Genomic DNA, 15,514 nt, shown 5'->3' with positions numbered 1-15,514 from the left:
CACAAGGGATCAACGTCCCACGCGGGACCGCGAAGCGGGGCAGCGGACGATCGCCGCCGGTACCGAAGCCCATCGAATGGAGACCAGCACACTCATGCTCCCCACATCCACCGCGTCAGCGGCGACCACCTCGTACGTCACCTCCATCGCGGACACCACCCAGCAGATACGCGCCGCCCAGCGGCTGCGGTACCAGGTCTTCGGCGAGGAGATGGGCGCCACCCTCCACACGCCCCTCGCCGGCCACGACATGGACGCCTACGACGACCTCGCCGACCACCTCATCGTCACCGACACGAGCACCGACGAAGTGGTGGGCACCTACCGGCTGCTGCCGCCCGGACGCGCCGAACACTCCTACTCGGACGGCGAGTTCGACCTCCGGGCGCTGGCCGCGCTGCGCCCCTCCACCGTCGAGGCGGGCCGCTCCTGCGTCCACCCCGACCACCGCGGCGGCGCCGTCATCAACCTGATGTGGTCCGCGCTCGCCCGCTACGTGCTGCTCTCCGGCCACCGCTACCTGGCCGGCTGCGCCTCGGTGCCGCTCGCCGACGGCGGGCGGGCCGCGTCCAGCGCCTGGCTGCTCGGCACCACCAAGCACTCCTCGCCCGCCGAGCTGCGCGTCCACCCGCACCGCCCCTGGATGCCCGCCGACCTGGAGGCCGCGCACCCCGGCTACGCGGACCTGCCGCCGCTGCTCCGCGGCTATCTGCGGCTCGGCGCGTGGATGTGCGGCGCGCCCGCCCACGACCCCGAGTTCGACGTCGCGGACTTCTTCGTGCTGCTCGACACGGACCGGCTGAACGACCGCTACCGCCGCTATTTCCTGGGGGAGACCCGATGAACCCGTGGGCCGTGGACGCGCGGTGCACCCCCGGCTGCGCCGCGCACGCCGCGCCGCGCGTGCCCCTGGCGGAGGCCGTACGCCGCTATGCCGCCCTCACCTACGAGATGACGCGGGGCGTGGCCAAGGGGGAGCGGCTCGCCGAGTTCGAGACGCTGCGCGCCCAGGCCCGGGGCGTACTCGCGGCGCTCGGCGTACGGCTGGAGGCGGCGCCCGGCCCGCTGAGCGTCAGCGGGCCGAACGGGGTCGGCACGCTCATCGTCGCCAACCACGTCTCCTGGCTCGACATCGTGGCGGTCCTCGCCGTCGAACCGGCGACGCTGCTGGCCAAGCGGGAGGTGGGCGGCTGGCCTGTGATCGGCACGCTGGCCCGGCGGATCGGCACCCGGTTCATCGACCGCGAGGGGCTGCGGGCGCTGCCGGGCGCCGTCGCGGAACTCACCGGAACGCTGCGCTCCGGCCGGTCCGTGGTGGTCTTCCCGCAGGCCACCACCTGGTGTTCGACGTCCGGGGGCCGGTTCCGGCGGGCCACCTTCCAAGCGGCGATCGACGCGGGCGCGCCCGTACGGCCGATCACCATCGACTACCGCCAGCACGGCGCGCCCAGCACGGTGGCGGCCTTCCTCGGCGACGAGGACTTCGGCACGTCGCTGCGCAGGGTGGTGAGCGCCGGCGGACTCAGCGTGCGGGTCACCGCCCATCCGCAGCTCGCGCCGGGCGCGGACCGGCGCGCGCTGGCCGCCCGTACCCGCTCCGCCGTGTGCAGCACGGAGTCGCCCGCCCATGTTTGAGCTGTTCGACCGGCTGGTCGAGCTGTTGCAGAGCACTCTTGACTCGCCGTGGCTCTGGGCGGTCGTGTTCCTGGTGGCGGGCCTCGACGCGCTGCTGCCGTTCATGCCGAGCGAGACGACCGTGGTCATGGTGGCGGTGCTGCTCGGCTCGGACCTGCCGCAGCTCGCGCTGCTCGCCGCCGTCGCCGCGGCGGGCGCGCTCGCCGGCGACTGCCTGAGCCACGGCATGGGCCGCTGGCTCGGGCCGCGGGCCGTCGCCCGGCTGACACGCGGCGAGAAGGGCCGGGAGCGCTACGAGTGGGGCCGCTCCATGGTCGCCCGGCACGCCACGACGCTGGTCGTCGCGGCGCGCTTCCTGCCGGGCGGGCGGGTGGCCTCCGGGCTGTCCACCGGCAGCCTGGGGTTCCCGCTGCGCCGCTTCGTCGCACTCGACGCGATCGGGGCGGGCCTGTGGGCCGTCAGCAGCACGGCCATCGGCTTCGTGGGCGGGGCGAGCTTCGGCGACGAGCCGGTGAAGGGGCTGCTGCTGGCGTTCGCCCTCGCCCTCCTGGTCGTCGGGGCCATCGAGGCGGCGCGCCGCCTCCGCGCGCGCCGCGGCGGACCGGACGGGACCGTCGCGGAGGCCGTCGCCGAGGCCGTCGCGCATTCCGAGTAAACCGTCGCCGGGGCGCGCCGAGAGCACGTGACAGCCGTAGTCGTACGGGCCGGGAACGCCGATATGCGGAATCATCCGTCCCGCATATCCGCCCCGGCCCTCCGTCATGTCCGGGACCACTCTTGCGAACCCCTCAGGATTCCGGTACGCGACCGTGGCCGGACAATGCCCCCGACGCGCCCGGAACGATCCGCCGGAAACGACCGCGGCCGTTCAAGCCGGCCTTTGACTGTTCTTGATCTAGTGGGTAGCGTCGAACCGCTTTGGTGCGCAGCGGAATTGTCGGCACAGACCGCCGAACGCGCGCACCGGGCACGGTCCTTGGCTACGCAGTCCTGACGGGGGATGGTGGGCTAGTTGCGTGCGACGCGCTGTCGGCCGGGCGGATATCGGAGCCCGGCCCACGCGGCCTTCAGCGGATTCTCAGCCATTCGGTGACGGAAACGTTCGGATAAAGTCCGGCCCATCGGCCGGCAGGCCCGTAACCGATTAATTCCGCGTGGGTTGGCACCCTCGTGTTTTCTGTTCGCCCCGAATTCGCAGGGAGCTTTCATGGGGGCAACCATGCCTATGTTCCAGGAGATCACCGAGGCGCAGATGATGCCGCGGCTCGTGCGTCTCGGCCCGAATCTCTACGGGGCCGTCTTCACGCTGATGAAGCTCCTCCCGGCCCGCTATATCCTCCGCCGCGCCATGGAACGCGGCGACCTGGACCGGAACACGGTGATCACCGAGACGACGTCGGGCACCTTCGGCCTCGCCCTCGCGATGCAGGCGGCCCTCATGGAACGGGAGCTGATCCTCGTCAGCGACCCCGCCATCGACGCCAACCTCTACCGCCGCCTCGAAGACCTCGGCGCCCGGCTGGAGATCTGCCTCGAACCCGCGCCCACCGGCGGCTTCCAGGAGGCCCGGCTGCGCAGACTCGCCGAGATCCGCGCCGAGCGGCCCGACAGCTTCTGCCCCGAGCAGTACACCAACCCCGACAACCCCCGCTCGTACGCGGTCGTCGCCGAGCAGCTCGCCCAGACGCTCGGCGCCGTCGACTGCGTCGTGGGCCCCGTCGGCTCCGGCGGCTCCATGTGCGGCACCGTCCGCACCCTGCGCGAACAGACCCCGCACACCCGCGCGATCGGCGTCGACACCCACCGCAGCGTCCTCTTCGGCCAGCCCGACGGCCCCCGCGCCCTGCGCGGCCTCGGCAACAGCCTGTGGCCCGCCAACCTCGACCACACCGTCTTCGACGACGTCCACTGGTGCACCGCCGCCGAGGCGTACGCGGCCACCCGCCGCCTGCACGCCCGGCACGCCCTCTTCCAGGGCCCGACCAGCGGCGCCGCCTACCTGGCCGCCGACTGGTGGGCCCGGCGCCACCCCGACGCGCTGTGCGTGGTCATGCTCCCCGACGAGGGCTACCGCTACCAGGCCACCGTCTACGACGACGCCTGGCTCGCCGAGAACGGCCACGCCGGCACCGCGCTCCCCGCCGAGCCCGTCGAACTCGCCCGCGTCGACCAGGCCGGAGACCGCTGGAGCCGCCTCGCCTGGCAGCGCAGCCCGTACGGGCGGATACCCGGGGCGGTCGCCATGACCGCCGCGGCCCCGCGCGGCGCCGAGGCGCTGTCATGAGCGGCACCGGACGGCTCACCGCCACCCTCGGCGCCCGCACCCAGCACGTCGTCTACGGCGACCCCGGGCCCGCCGAGATCCGCCGCGAACTCGGCTTCACCACCACCATCGACCTGGCCCACGTCGTCATGCTCACCGAGCGGGGCCTGCTGCCCGCCCCGGCCGCCGCCGCCCTCCTCGACCGCATCGGCCGGCTGCGCGCCGCCGGCTTCGCCGAACTCCTCGACGAGCCCGCGCCCCGCGGCCTCTACCTGATGTACGAGAGCCACCTGGTGGCGGAGCTCGGCGCGGACATCGGCGGCAAACTGCACACCGGCCGCTCCCGCAACGACATCAAGGCCACCATCACCGCCATGCGGCTGCGCACCGAACTCACCCACCTCATCGGACAGTTGCTGCGCCTCCAGGCCGTGCTGCTCTCCCGCGCCCGGGCCCACCGACAGACCGTCATGCCCGTCTACACCCACTTCCAGCCCGCCATGCCCATCACCTACGGCTACTACCTGGCGGGCATCGCCGTCGCCCTCGACCGGGACATCGACGCCCTGCGCCACACCCTGACCGGACTCGGCCGCTGCCCGCTCGGCGCGGGCGCCGTCGCCGGCACGGACCTGCCCATCGACCCCGCCCGCACCGCGGCCCTCCTGGGCTTCGACGGGCCCCCGCTGCACGCCGTGGACGCCGTCGCCAGCCGGGACGGCGTGCTCCGGGCGCTGGCCGCCATCAGCGGCGCCGGCCTGACGCTGAGCCGGCTCGCCACCGACCTCCAGCTCTGGAGCACCCAGGAGTTCGCCTTCATCGCCTTCCCCGAACGGCTCGTCGGCGGCAGCTCGGCCATGCCGCAGAAGCGCAACGCGTTCCTGCTGGAGCACGTCAAGGCCAAGGCGGGCGTGGCGCTCGGCGCCTGGACGGCGGCGGCCGCCACCATGAAGTCCACCCCCTTCACCAACTCCATCGAGGTCGGCACCGAGGCGGTCGGCCCCGCCTGGGGCGCCCTGCACACCGTCACCGAGTCCGTGCTCCTGGCGCAGGTGCTCGTCAGCGGCGCCCGCCCCGAGCCCGAGCGGATGGCCCGCCGCGCCGACGAGGGGTTCGTCACGGCCACCATCCTCGCCAACCGCCTCGTACGGGAAGGCGTGCCCTTCCGCACCGCGCACCACGTCGTCGGCGCCGCCGTCCGTGAGGCCGTCGAGGCCGGCGCCACCGAACTGCGCCTGCCGCCCGGCACCCCCGGCGCCGAACGGGCGTCGCTGCCGCCGCTCGGCGAGGTCGTCGCCGAACACGACCGCGGCGGCGGCCCCGGCATGTTCGACACCGCCTTCGCCACCACGCGCGCACGCCTCGCGGAACACGCCGACTGGCTGCGCGGGCACCGGGAACGCCTCGACGCGGCCCGGCACGAACTCCTCACGTCCGTCTCGAAGCTCGTCGATGGCACGGAACAGGCGGCACGAAGCGGAGGGGCACGCGATGACTGACACGGGCGACGGGCGACAGTGGTTCGCCTTCCTGGAGAGCAACACCACCGGCACCGGGCGGCAGTTCTGCGCGGCGGCCGCGGCGCGCGGCATGCGCCCGGTGCTGCTCGCCCGCGACCCGGCCCGCTATCCGTACGCGGCCGAGGACCGTATCGAGACCCTCGTGCTCGACACCGGGGACGCCGACGCCGTGCGGGAGGCGTGCGAACGGCTCGCGGCCGGGGCCGGGCTCGCCGGGGTCGCCTCCAGTTCCGAGTACTTCGTGGCGCCGGCCGCCCGTGTCGCCGCGAAGCTGGGACTGCCCGCCGCCGACGGCGACGCCGTCGCCCGCTGCCGCCGCAAGGACGCCCAGCGCGGCCTGCTCGCCGCGGCCGGCGTGCCCTCGCCCGCGTACCAGTCGGTCGGGGAGGTCGCCGAAGCCGTCGGCGCGGCCCGCGAGATCGGCTACCCCGTGGTGCTCAAACCCGTCAGCGGGTCCGGTTCCGTCGGCGTGCGGCTGTGCCGCGACGCGGACGAGACGCGGCGCTGGGCGGAGGAACTGCTGTCCCGTACGGGCGACGAGCGCGGCACGCCCGTACCGCGTCGGCTGCTCGTCGAGGCGGCCGTCGAGGGGCCGGAGTTCTCGGTGGAGACCTTCGACACCGATGTGGTGGCCGTGGTCGGCAAGCACCTCGGCCCCGAGCCCCACTTCGTGGAGACCGGCCACGACGTGCCCGCCGCGGTCCCCGAGGACGTACGGGCCGCGCTCGCCGACACGGCCGTACGGGCGCTCGCCGCCCTCGGCCTCGGCTGGGGCGCGGCCCACACCGAACTGCGCTGGTCCGCCTCGGGCCCCGTGGTCATCGAGGTCAACCCGCGGCTCGCCGGCGGCATGATCCCCGCCGCCGTCAAGGCCGCCACCGGCACGGACCTGGTCGACGCGGTCATCGCCCGCGCCAGTGCCGGCCCCCTCCCGGCCCCCGGGCCGGCGGCCGGTCATGCCGCCGTCCGCTTCCTCATGGCGCCCGGGGCCGGCCGGGTCACGGCCGTCGGCGGGCTCGACGAGGCGGCCGCGGGGCCCGGCATCATCCTGGCCCACGCCACCACGGCCGCCGGGAGGGCCGTGGCGATCACCCACTCCTTCCTCGACCGGTTGGGCTGCGCCGTGGCCGTCGGCCGGGACGCGGAGGAGGCCGCGCACCGCGCCCGGGCGGCCGTACGGCGGATGAGGATCGAGATGCGGGTGACGGAAGCCGGATGAGGTTCGGGACGCGGGCTACGGACGACGGACGACGGATGGGGATCGACATGCGCGCGACGGCGTGGGACGAAGGGGGCGGCGGGCAGTGACACGGAACGCGAGCCGGAGGGTGCCGCCCACCCGCGCCCCGCGGTGGACCGAGCGCGCCGCGGACGCGCACGGGACCGGCGCGCACCGCGCCCGAATACCCGAGGACCTGGCGGCCGGCCTCCGCGGCACCGCCGCGCGGCTCGGCGCGGACCTCGCCGCCCTGCTGCTCGCGGCGCACGCCCGCGTGCTGGCCACCGTGACGGCGGAACGGGAACTGAACACCGGTCAGGTACGCGCCGCCGGGACGTCGCCCGCGGCGCTGCGGCTGACCGTCGCCGACTCCACCTGGGCCGAACTGGTGGCGCGGACAAGCGCGTTGGAGGGCGAGCCGAGGGAACCCGGATCGTCGGCTGAGATCGTCTGCGACCTGTCGGGCCTCGAAGGCCCTGGCCCCGAGACGGATGAACTCGGCGACGGGGAGCTGGTGCGCGTCGCCTTCGCCGCGGACGGGGCCGGGCTGTCGCTGCGCGTCCTCTTCGGCCGCGCCACCCTGAACGAGGAATACGCCGCCCGCCTGACGGGCTATCACCTCACCGCGCTCCGTCTCCTCGCCGCGGACCCCGACGCCCCGCACCACCGGCAGAGCCTCCTCTCGCCGGCCGAGACGGAGACCCAGCTCCACGGCCTGTCCGGGCCCCGGACCGCCCCGCCGACGGGGACGTTCGTGGACGCTTTCGAGGAGCGGGTCCGCGACGCCCCCGGCCGGGTGGCCGCCGCGCACGGCGCGGACCAGTGGACGTACGGCGAACTCAACGCCCGCGCCAACCAGTACGCCCACGCCCTGCTCGCCGCCGGAACACGGCCCGAGGACGTGGTGGCCGTCGTCATGGACCGGGGGCTCGACTGGATCGCCGCGGCCCTGGGCGTCTTCAAGGCGGGCGGCGTCTACCTGCCCGTACACCCGGACTTCCCCGCGGAGCGGATCGCCGGTCAACTCGGCCGCAGCGCATGCCGGTCGGCGCTCGTCGCGCCGGACGCGGAGGCGCGCGTACGGGAAGCGGCGGCCGGCCTCGACCAGCCGCCGCGCATACTCGGCACGTCACAGGCCGCGAGGGCGGACACGGAGAATCCCGGGCTCGCCATCGACCCCGGCCAGGCGGCGTACATCTACTTCACCTCCGGCTCCACCGGCGCCCCCAAGGGAGCGGTCTGCGAGCACGCCGGGCTGCTCAACCACCTCCATATGAAGATCGAGGACATGGGCATGGCCACGGGCGGCGGCGAGGTGACCGCGCAGACCGCCGCCCAGTTCGTCGACATCTCGCTGTGGCAGTTCGCCGCACCGCTCCTGGTCGGCGGCAGCGCCCGCGTCGTGGACACCGACACCCTGCTCGACGTCGACCGGTTCCTCGACGAGATCACGCGCGGCGCCGTCACCGTCGCCCAGGTCGTCCCCTCCTACCTGGAGGTGCTGCTCGCGCACGTGGAACGGCACCCCCGGCCGCTCGGCGGCCTGCGCGCGCTGTCGGTGACGGGGGAGACGCTGCGGCTGGAGTCGGCGCGCCGCTGGTTCCGGGCGTACCCGCACATCAGGCTCGTCAACTCCTACGGGGCCACCGAGGTGTCCGACGACACCATGCACGAGGTCCTGTACGGCCCACCTGACGGCGAATCAGTACCCGTCGGGCGTCCGCTGCGCAACGTCAACGCGTATGTGCTGGACGAGAACCTGGCGCTGGCGCCCCTCGGCACGCCCGGCGAGATCGCCTTCTCCGGCGTCTGCGTGGGCCGCGGCTACATCAACGACGAGGAGCGCACCCGGCAGGCGTTCGTCCCCGACCCGTTCCGCGCCGACACCCGGATGTACCGCACCGGCGACTTCGGCCGCTGGCTCCCGGAAGGGCGCGTCGAATACCTCGGCCGCCGCGACGAACAGGTCAAGATCCGGGGCTTCCGCATCGAGATCGGGGAGATCGAGAACCGGCTGCTCGCCATCGCGGGCGTCCGCGACGCCGCCGTGGTCGTCGAGGACGCGGCCGGCGGCGGCCCGCGCAACCTCGTGGCCTTCTTCGCCGGCGGCGAGGAACTGACCGCCGGGCGGGTCCGGGACGCCCTCGCCGGCTCGCTGCCCGACTACATGGTCCCGACCTACGTGCACCGCCTGCGGCGGCTGCCGCTGACCGAGAACGGCAAGGTGGACAAGAAGGCGCTGGTCCGGCTGGCCGGCACGCTCGGCCACGGCGGCGCGCCCTACGTCGCCCCGCGCACCCCCACCGAGCAGCGCCTGGCCATGCTCTGGGCGGAGGTGCTGAACACCCCGTTGGAGCGCATCGGCCGGGACGACGACTTCTTCGAGCTGGGCGGCTCCTCGCTCGCCGGAGTGCGGCTCGTGGTCCGGATGGACCGGGAACTCTCCCTCAAACAGCTCGTCCGGTACCCGGTGCTCAGCTCCCTCGCGGCCGCCCTCGACGGCTCGCCCCCCGACGACGGGGGCGACGGGCCGCTGCCCGACGGCCTGCTCCAGCCGCTGTCCCGCGTGGACGCCGCGCACCACAGCCTGGTCTGCTTTCCCTACGCGGGCGGAAACGCCGTCAACTTCCGCGCGCTGGCGGCAGAGTTGGAGCGCGATGGGATCGCCGTGTACGGAGTCGAGCCGCCCGGCCACGACCTGGTGGACGACGGCGAGCCCCCGGCCGACGTCGCGGAGCTGGCCCGCCGGGTGCACGCGGAGATCGTGGCGCGGATCGACGCGCCCGTACTGCTGTGGGGGCACGGCGAGGGCGCGGCGGCGGCGCTGGAGACGGCGCGGCTGCTGGAGGCCGGGGGCCGCCGGGCGGAGCGCGTGTTCATCGGCGCACTGCTGCTGGCGGAGGCCGACGACCTGCGCCGCACGATGCGCGAGGTCGCCGCCGCCGACCATCGCACCCTCCTCGCGCGGCTGCGCGCCGAGAGCGCCTACGTCGAACTCGACGGGCTCAAGCCGGAGCGCGCCGAGGTGGTGGGTTCTGCGTACCGCCATGACGTGCTGACGTCCCATCACCACCTCATCGCCGTACGGGAGAACGCCGAGCGGTACGGCATCGGCACCGCCGTGGACGTCGTCGTCGCCCAGGACGACGCGACGACCAGCGGGTTCGGCGAGCGGCACGGCGAGTGGAAGCTGGTCGCCGACACCGTGCGGCTGCGCGAACTCGCCCGGGGCGGGCGGTACTTCGTACGAGCGTCCCCGGCGGACAGCGCGGCGCTGGTACGGGCGGCGTGCGAACGGCCCCGGCGCACCCCGGTGTGACAGCACCGCTGACCGGACGCCCTCAGCAGGGTCCGCGGGCATTCGCGGGGTTTTCGCAGGACGTAGCACGTAGGACGCGGCACGTAGGACGCAGGACGAGGGAGAAGCTTGATGACGATGACGGGGGACATCGCGCTCACCGGCGGGCGCCGCACCGGCGCGACCGGCATGAGCTCGACGTTCGGAACGTTCGGCGAGCTGCTGCAGGGCGTGCTGCCGGAGGACGACGGCGACTTCCTGGTGACGCTGCCGGTGGCCCGGTGGACGTCGGTCACCTTCCAGACGTACCCCGATGGTGACGGGCTGCACGTCTGGCCGCCGCACAAGAAGAAGGCGCTGCGCCTCGTCTCGATGATCATGGACGAGGTGCCGGACCCCGGCGGCGGCCTGCTGACCATCGACAGCATGCTGCCCGAGGGCAAGGGGCTGGCCAGCTCCTCGGCCGACCTGGTGGCCACCGCCCGCGCCGTCGGCAACGCCCTCGACCTGCCGATGCCGCCGCGCCGCATCGAGCGGTACCTGGCCCGGATCGAGCCCACCGACGGCGTGCTCTACCCCGCCGTCGTCGCCTTCCACCACCGCAGCGTGCGGCTCCGGGCGAAGCTCGGCTCGCTGCCCTCGATGGCCGTGGTCAGCATCGACGAGGGCGGCGCGGTGGACACGGTCGACTTCAACCGGATACCCAAACCGTTCACCGCCGCGGACAAACGCGAGTACGCCGCCCTCCTGGACCGGCTCACCGGCGCGGTCGCCCGGCGCGACCTCGCCGAGGTCGGGGCGGTCGCCACGCGCAGCGCGCGGATGAACCAGGCGCTGCGCCACAAGAAGTCGCTCGACGCGATGATCGCCGTCTGCGAGGAGATGGGCGGACTCGGCGTCGTGATCGGCCACAGCGGTACGACGCTCGGCATCCTCCTGGACACCGCCGACCCGGCGTGCGCGGGCCGGCTGGCGGCAGCCGCCCAGGCGTGCGAGGAGCTGGCGGGGAACGTCACGGTGTACCGCACGCTGAGCTTCCCCTAGCTCCGGCCGGCCCCCCCGCCCGGACTGGGCCGAACCGGCGGAGAACGGCGTCGCGGGCGTCCGGGCCGCGCCGCCGGGGTATCAGCCATGTGGCCCCCCGGGCCGGCCGGTGAGCATCCCCGACGCGAAGAGGTGCCCCATGACCGTCCGGCGCTCTGTGCTCCGCCTCGGCGGCCTCGTTCTCGGCGCGTGGGCGCTCTCGTGCCCGTCGGCGTCGGCCTCGGCGGGCGGCCCGAGCGAGTACGGCCCGGGGCGCGGCGACCGGGTGCCCGCCACGGAGCTGGGCTCGGACGCGGCGTGCGAGGTGCCGCCCGTACACGACGCGGACGTCATCAGGATCGTCCACCGGGTCGGCGGCGATCTGGGCGTCGGCGACAAGGTGATGCTCGCCGGGTTCGAGGCCGGCTGGGTCGAGTCGCACATGAACAACCTCGCGTGCGGCGACCGCGACTCCCTCGGCGTCTTCCAGCAGCGCCCGAGCCAGGGCTGGGGCACGCCCGAGCAGTGCATGGACGTCGCCTACGCCGCCAACGCGTTCTTCACCCGCGCCGTGGCCGCCGACTGCGGCCACCCCGACTGGACCGCGGGCCAGGTGGCCCAGGAAGTCCAGCGCTCCGCCTTCCCCGCCCGCTACGACGAGGCCGAGCCCAAGGCCCGAGCCCTCCTCGCCGAGGCCGCCGAGGCGGGCGACGGTCCGAAGGGCTGAGCGCCGCCGCATCACCGACCGAGCGGAAGCGCGTCCCGGCCCGCCGTTCCTCTGGTCAGAGCGTCACCCGCCGTGTGCGAAACGCCCGCCGCGTCGCCTGTTCCCCGTGCTGCGTCGCCCGTGCCCCGCGCCCTGCCGAGAGGCGGAGCGTCGCGAATGGCCGAACCATGGGTAGGAGCCCGCGAAACCGAGCAGGAGACAGATCATGACGCGACCCAGGATCCTCATCGTCGGCGGTGGCTTCGCCGGAGTCGAGTGTGCCCGCAGGCTGGAGCGCACCCTGGCCCCTGGAGAGGCGGAGATCGCCCTTGTTGCCCCCTTCAGCTATCAGCTCTACCTGCCGCTGCTGCCCCAAGTGGCCTCCGGGGTGCTCACCCCGCAGTCGGTCGCGGTCTCCCTGCGGCGCGGGCTGCGGCGCACCCGGATCATCCCCGGCGGCGCGATCGGCGTGGACGGCGCGGCCAAGGTCTGTGTCATCAGGAAGATCACCGACGAGATCGTCGACGAGACCTACGACTACATCGTGCTCGCGCCCGGCTCCGTCACCCGGACCTTCGACATCCCGGGCCTGACCGAGTACGGGCGCGGCATGAAGACCCTCGCCGAGGCCGCGTACGTACGCGACCACGTCATCGCCCAGCTCGACCTCGCCGACGCGGCCACCGACGAGGCGGAGCGCGTCTCGCGGCTCCAGTTCATCGTGGTCGGCGGCGGCTACGCGGGCACCGAGACCGCCGCCTGCCTCCAGCGCATCACCACCGCGGCCGCCGCCCGCTACCCCCGCCTGGACCCCAAGCTCATCAAGTGGCACCTCATCGACATCGCGCCCAAGCTGATGCCCGAACTCGGCGACAAGCTCGGCGCCGACGCCATGGAAGTCCTCCAGCGCCGCGGCATCGAGATCTCCCTCGGCGTCTCCGTCGCCGAGGCCGGGCCCGAGACGGTCACCCTCACCGACGGCCGCGAGCTGCCCTGCCGCACCCTGATCTGGACCGCGGGCGTCGCCGCCAGCCCGCTGGTCGCCACCCTCGACGCGGAGACCGTACGCGGCCGGCTCGCCGTCACCGACCGGATGACGCTGCCGGGCTTCGACGGGGTCTTCGCCCTCGGCGACGCCGCCGCCGTGCCCGACGTCGCCACGGGCGACGGGGCCATCTGCCCGCCCACCGCCCAGCACGCGCAGCGCCAGGGCAAGGCGGTCGCCGACAACCTCACCGCCACCCTGCGCGGCGCCCCGCTCCGCCCGTACGTGCACAAGGACCTCGGCCTCGTCGTCGACCTCGGCGGCAAGGACGCCGTCTCCAAGCCGCTCGGCGTGGAGCTCAAGGGCATCACCGCGCAGGCCGTCGCCCGCGGCTACCACCTGATGGCGCTGCGCACCAACGTCGCCAAGGTCCGTACGGTGACCAACTGGCTGCTGAACGCCACCGCCGGCGACGATTTCGTCCGCACCGGCTTCCAGATCCGGCGCCCCGCGACGCTGCGGGACTTCGAGTACACCGACTCCTACCTGACCCCCGACCAGGTGCGGGAGCACACCCGGGCGATGACGGTGCGTCACTGACGCGGAGCGGGCCGCCGGGCGGGCAGCGGGGGCCGGCGGGCGGCGAGGCGCCGCCCCGCCCCGCCCGACCCCCGGCCGAGCCACGGACGGCGGCCCGCCCCGCCCGTACGGCGATCAGCGGCCCCGCCTGTACCGCGAAAATGTGCGTGAAACCGGCAAATGGTGACAGAGTAGGCTCATGGTTGATCGGGGAGTGACGCCGGCCGCCGTATCGCTGCCGGGTGACTGGCCCGCGCTTCCGGACGTGACGCTGGCCCTCAACCGCATGGGCACCTTCGACTGGGACCTGGCCAGCGGGCTCATGCACCTGGACGCCGCCGCCCTCGCCGTCTTCGACCTCACCCCCGAGGAGTACGACGGCGACCCCGGCACCCTCTTCGACCGCGTCCAGCTCACCGAGTCCGTCCCCCTCGACGGGCTCGTCACACGGGCCCTCAAATCCGGCGGCACCTCCTACGGGGCGTACTTCCGCGTCCGGCGCCGCGACGACACCCCCAGATGGGCCCACATCCAGGGCCATATCCGCCGCGACCCGGACGGCCGCCCGCGCCGCATCCTGGGCGTCTTCCGCGACGCCACCGCCGAACTCGCCCATTCGGTGGAACGCCGCGAGACGCCCGCCGGAGGCCGCCACCAGAGCGCCGTCGTCGAGCGCACCACCGCCGCCCTCGCGCACGCCAGGACCGTGCAGGACGTCATCGACGTGCTCAGCGACTCCCCGGGCCTGGAACGGCTCGGCGCCGACAGCCTCGTCGTCGGCCTCATCGAGAGCGGCCGCATCCACCTCGTCGCCGAGGGCCCCACCGACTCCTTCGTGCCCGGCACCCGCTACACGCGGATCGAGGACAACTACCCCATGAGCGAGGTGGTACGGACCCTCGCGCCCCGCTTCATCGGCTCCCGCGACGACTTCGCCGCCTCCTACCCCGAACTGTGGGAGCACATCGAGGCCCTCGAACTGTCGGCCGCCGCCTATCTGCCGCTGATCGCCCAGGCCCGACCCATCGGCGCCCTCGGCCTCCTCTACCGCGACAAGCAGGGCTTCACCCCGGAAGAGCGCTCCCTGCTCGTCGCCCTCGGCGCCAGCATCGCGCAGAGCCTGGCCCGCGCCATGCTCTTCGACCAGGAACACGACCTGGCCGAGGGGCTCCAGCAGGCGATGCTGCCGCGCCGCATCCCCGCCATCCCCGGCGCGGACCTCGCCGTGCGCTACCGCTCGGCGCGGCTCGGCCGGGACATCGGCGGCGACTGGTACGACGTCATCCCGCTGCCCGGCGGCCGCGTCGGCGCGGTCATCGGCGACGTACAGGGCCACGACACCCACGCCGCCGCCGTCATGGGCCAGTTGCGGATCGTCCTGCGCGCGTACGCCTCCGAGGGCCACGCGCCCGCCACCGTCATGGCCCGCGCCTCCCTCTTCCTCCACGAACTCGACACCGACCGCTTCGCCACCTGCGCGTACGCCGAGGCGGACCTCGCCACCGGGGAACTGCGGCTCGTCCGGGCCGGGCACATCGACCCGGTGCTGCGGCACACCGACGGCACCTGCCGCCGGCTGCCGTTCCCCGGCGGGCTGCCGCTCGGCCTCTCCGCCCAGTTCGGCCGGCTCGACTACCCCGTCACCGCCATGGAACTGGACGCGGGGGAGACCCTGCTGATGTGCACCGACGGCCTCGTGGAAAAGCCCGGCGCGGACCTGGACGAGGGCTACCAGTGGCTCGCCGACGTCGTCCGCGAGGGCCCGTACGACCTCCAGGACCTCGCCGACCAACTGTCCGAGCGCGTCGACGAACGCGCCGGCGAGGACGACCTGGCCGTCCTGCTCCTGCGCCGCACGGGCGGCGCCGCGCCCAGCTCCGAACGGCTCCAGCAGCACATCGCCGCCGCCGACCCGGAGGCCCTGTCCGCGGCCCGGCACATGATCCGCGCGGCGGTACGGGCCTGGGGCGCCGGCGAACGCGCCGACGACATCGAACTCGTCGCCGACGAGCTGATCACCAACGCCCTGCTGCACACCGACGGCGCCGCCGTCGTGGCCATCCGGACGCTCCCCGGCATTGACGGCGAACGGCGGCTGCGCGTCGAGGTCGAGGACCGCTCCAGCGCCATGCCGCGGCGCCGGGAGCCCGGCGAGGCGGGTGTATCGGGCCGCGGCCTGCTGCTCGTCGACGGCCTCGCCGACGTCTGGGGCGTGGAGTCGCGGGGCGCCGGCAAATGCGTGTGGTGCGAGTTCACCTGTCCGGAACGCGGCTGCTGAATTCCCGC

General features: G+C 74.1%; 11 protein-coding genes. All 11 read left to right on the top strand.

The features are described 5' to 3' along the window. Positions 1-94 precede the first annotated feature (94 nt). The 11 genes from IF55_RS13325 to IF55_RS13275 all read left to right on the top strand — a co-directional run bounded on the left by IF55_RS13325 (position 95) and on the right by IF55_RS13275 (position 15,506). Positions 95-844 carry a GNAT family N-acetyltransferase gene (locus tag IF55_RS13325; protein ID WP_211269982.1) on the top strand — a complete coding sequence of 250 codons (750 nt, stop codon included), beginning with the start codon at positions 95-97 and terminating at the stop codon, positions 842-844. Then, positions 841-1,635, top strand: a complete 795-nt coding sequence (locus tag IF55_RS13320; protein ID WP_030880226.1) for a lysophospholipid acyltransferase family protein — start codon at positions 841-843, stop codon at positions 1,633-1,635. The genes IF55_RS13325 and IF55_RS13320 overlap by 4 nt, the downstream gene beginning before the upstream one ends. Further along, entirely contained in the window at positions 1,628-2,290 is a 663-nt protein-coding gene (locus IF55_RS13315) for a DedA family protein (RefSeq protein WP_051776141.1), read from the top strand. Before IF55_RS13320 ends, IF55_RS13315 begins: the two co-directional genes overlap by 8 nt. Positions 2,291-2,854: 564 nt before the next feature. Further along, a complete protein-coding gene (locus IF55_RS13310) occupies positions 2,855-3,919 on the top strand; it encodes a cysteine synthase family protein (RefSeq protein WP_051776140.1) in 1,065 nt (354 codons plus the stop codon). Next, the gene (gene argH / locus IF55_RS13305) at positions 3,916-5,397 is read left to right on the top strand and encodes an argininosuccinate lyase (protein ID WP_030880216.1); all 1,482 of its coding nucleotides are present in this window, start codon (positions 3,916-3,918) and stop codon (positions 5,395-5,397) included. Before IF55_RS13310 ends, argH begins: the two co-directional genes overlap by 4 nt. Beyond that, a complete protein-coding gene (locus IF55_RS13300) occupies positions 5,390-6,637 on the top strand; it encodes an ATP-grasp domain-containing protein (RefSeq protein WP_030880214.1) in 1,248 nt (415 codons plus the stop codon). The genes argH and IF55_RS13300 overlap by 8 nt, the downstream gene beginning before the upstream one ends. Positions 6,638-6,722: 85 nt before the next feature. Continuing rightward, positions 6,723-9,956: a non-ribosomal peptide synthetase gene (locus tag IF55_RS13295; protein ID WP_048831931.1), complete on the top strand. Its 3,234-nt coding sequence runs from the start codon at positions 6,723-6,725 to the stop codon at positions 9,954-9,956. Between the two features lie 111 nt (positions 9,957-10,067). Continuing rightward, the gene (locus tag IF55_RS13290; protein WP_048831930.1) at positions 10,068-10,979 is read left to right on the top strand and encodes a GHMP family kinase ATP-binding protein; all 912 of its coding nucleotides are present in this window, start codon (positions 10,068-10,070) and stop codon (positions 10,977-10,979) included. A gap of 139 nt (positions 10,980-11,118) precedes the next feature. Beyond that, on the top strand, positions 11,119-11,685 hold the full coding sequence (locus IF55_RS13285) for a hypothetical protein (protein WP_051776139.1): 567 nt from the start codon (positions 11,119-11,121) through the stop codon (positions 11,683-11,685). A gap of 205 nt (positions 11,686-11,890) precedes the next feature. Beyond that, on the top strand, positions 11,891-13,249 hold the full coding sequence (locus IF55_RS13280; protein ID WP_030880209.1) for an NAD(P)/FAD-dependent oxidoreductase: 1,359 nt from the start codon (positions 11,891-11,893) through the stop codon (positions 13,247-13,249). Between the two features lie 178 nt (positions 13,250-13,427). Further along, a complete protein-coding gene (locus IF55_RS13275; protein WP_030880207.1) occupies positions 13,428-15,506 on the top strand; it encodes a SpoIIE family protein phosphatase in 2,079 nt (692 codons plus the stop codon). Positions 15,507-15,514: the final 8 nt, after the last annotated feature.

Source organism: Streptomyces varsoviensis (assembly GCF_000718635.1).
In the GTDB taxonomy this organism is placed as follows: domain Bacteria; phylum Actinomycetota; class Actinomycetes; order Streptomycetales; family Streptomycetaceae; genus Streptomyces; species Streptomyces varsoviensis.
Note: the sequence above shows the minus strand (reverse complement) of the source record. Positions and strands in the feature narration are given on the sequence as shown.

Bases quoted from the DNA above. Each gene is read 5' to 3' on its own strand.
- IF55_RS13325 (WP_211269982.1), top strand. From the start codon at position 95: ATGCTCCCCACATCCACCGCGTCAGCGGCGACCACCTCGTACGTCACC.
- IF55_RS13275 (WP_030880207.1), top strand. From the start codon at position 13,428: ATGGTTGATCGGGGAGTGACGCCGGCCGCCGTATCGCTGCCGGGTGAC.
- IF55_RS13320 (WP_030880226.1), top strand. From the start codon at position 841: ATGAACCCGTGGGCCGTGGACGCGCGGTGCACCCCCGGCTGCGCCGCG.
- argH (WP_030880216.1), top strand. From the start codon at position 3,916: ATGAGCGGCACCGGACGGCTCACCGCCACCCTCGGCGCCCGCACCCAG.
- IF55_RS13300 (WP_030880214.1), top strand. From the start codon at position 5,390: ATGACTGACACGGGCGACGGGCGACAGTGGTTCGCCTTCCTGGAGAGC.
- IF55_RS13310 (WP_051776140.1), top strand. From the start codon at position 2,855: ATGCCTATGTTCCAGGAGATCACCGAGGCGCAGATGATGCCGCGGCTC.
- IF55_RS13285 (WP_051776139.1), top strand. From the start codon at position 11,119: ATGACCGTCCGGCGCTCTGTGCTCCGCCTCGGCGGCCTCGTTCTCGGC.
- IF55_RS13290 (WP_048831930.1), top strand. From the start codon at position 10,068: ATGACGATGACGGGGGACATCGCGCTCACCGGCGGGCGCCGCACCGGC.
- IF55_RS13280 (WP_030880209.1), top strand. From the start codon at position 11,891: ATGACGCGACCCAGGATCCTCATCGTCGGCGGTGGCTTCGCCGGAGTC.
- IF55_RS13315 (WP_051776141.1), top strand. From the start codon at position 1,628: ATGTTTGAGCTGTTCGACCGGCTGGTCGAGCTGTTGCAGAGCACTCTT.